The organism is Mesorhizobium sp. M1143, from assembly GCF_040318435.1.
Lineage (GTDB): Bacteria > Pseudomonadota > Alphaproteobacteria > Rhizobiales > Rhizobiaceae > Mesorhizobium.
Genome location: NZ_JAMYMJ010000177.1, coordinates 1 through 1259, shown reverse-complemented (window position 1 = coordinate 1259; position 1259 = coordinate 1). Strand labels below are relative to the sequence as shown.

The window sequence follows — 1259 nt, the reverse complement described above, 5'->3', positions numbered from 1 at the left end:
AGTAATTTGATGCGGGCATTTAAGTTCGACCACCCGCTACCGCGAACGGCGCCCACAAAAATTCCGCCGGGAAGAAGAAGCCGTTCGCGGCAACGAGCCGGTCGTAAATCTCGTTCAGCTCGTCGGTCGTGACGCTTTTGACCGAGCGCTTTGTCTGGCCCTTGCCGACCCAGCAAGCGTCATAGACGCGCTGGGTGACGCCCTTCAATGTTGGGCCACCAGGATCATTCTTATTGTTTTGAATAGTCGCCTTCGTGCGCGAGCACCTTGGCAAGCGATTCCTTCTCACGGGAAACTGCCATTACAATTCCTCTTGGGTTGTGTTGATGCGTGTTTTCCGGCTATGCCATTCGGCAGAGGCGGATCGAAGAATGTCGGCTATTTCGAAGTGGATTCGGGACGCACGTGCGAAATTGCCCGAGCATGTTTCTGTCGGCCGCCACACCTATGGCGTCACTTGGCGGAAGGTGCTTTTCCCAACTAGTGAATCTCCCCTAGACGTGGGGAGCTTCTGCTCAGTTGCTGGCCAAGTCCTCTTCATGTGTACTGGTCAACACCAGACAAAGAGTGCCACTTCATTCCCGATTTATAGCCGCCTCCTGAAGCAGCCTGAGCCGATACCCAACGCCGGAAAGCCTGGAGGCATTACGATTGGCAACGATGTTTGGATTGGCCACGGCGCCATCATATTGCCAGGCGTGACCGTTGGCGATGGCGCCGTTGTGGGTGCCGGCTCCGTGGTCACCAAGTCTGTCGAGCCGTATTCAATAGTCGCCGGCAATCGTGCACGAGTCATCCGCAGTCGGTTCCCTACTGATGTCATTGCACAGTTGCTGGAAATAAAGTGGTGGCTATGGGAAGAAGATAAGATCAAGAGCGAGGCAGCTATTCTCACCGGTCCGATCGAGACTTTCATTGCTAGGCACGCGACCAGAACCAAGTCGGTGTCGAGCCGGAAGGTCTAGCGATCTGGGCCATCGGCGCGATGCGATGTCGTCACGCCTGAACCTTCCTGGGAACAAGGGATTGGTGTAGAAACGATCGATGAGAAATTTTACGCTGAAATTGCTCTACCAGTATGATGCCTATTTCGCGGGGCTGGCTGCAGCGGCGACCGGCCTATCTGCCTACAGATTGGGTGCCGGATACTGGCTCTCAGGCATTGCCGCGCTGGCTATTTTCCTGTTCGTCGCCATAGCGGTTGACCAATATTTTCTCTGGTCATTCGATAATTACCGCGACCGGCAAAACAGCAGGAC

The 1259-nt window shown here is 55.0% G+C and carries 3 protein-coding genes; 2 read left to right on the top strand and 1 reads right to left on the bottom strand.

Annotated features, from left to right (window positions below):
- Nucleotides 1–19 precede the first annotated feature (19 nt).
- On the bottom strand, nucleotides 20–208 hold the full coding sequence (locus tag NKH35_RS31760; RefSeq protein ID WP_352917574.1) for a hypothetical protein: 189 nt from the start codon (nucleotides 206–208) through the stop codon (nucleotides 20–22).
- A gap of 163 nt (nucleotides 209–371) precedes the next feature.
- Here NKH35_RS31760 and NKH35_RS31755 point away from each other — a divergent pair, with 163 nt between their 5' ends.
- Nucleotides 372–965, top strand: a complete 594-nt coding sequence (locus NKH35_RS31755; RefSeq protein ID WP_023715276.1) for a CatB-related O-acetyltransferase — start codon at nucleotides 372–374, stop codon at nucleotides 963–965.
- A 79-nt stretch (nucleotides 966–1044) separates the two neighbouring features.
- Nucleotides 1045–1259 (top strand): hypothetical protein (locus NKH35_RS31750; RefSeq protein WP_352917573.1); only part of this gene is annotated, 215 nt, incomplete at its 3' end.

Bases quoted from the DNA above. Each gene is read 5' to 3' on its own strand.
- NKH35_RS31755 (WP_023715276.1), top strand. From the start codon at position 372: ATGTCGGCTATTTCGAAGTGGATTCGGGACGCACGTGCGAAATTGCCC.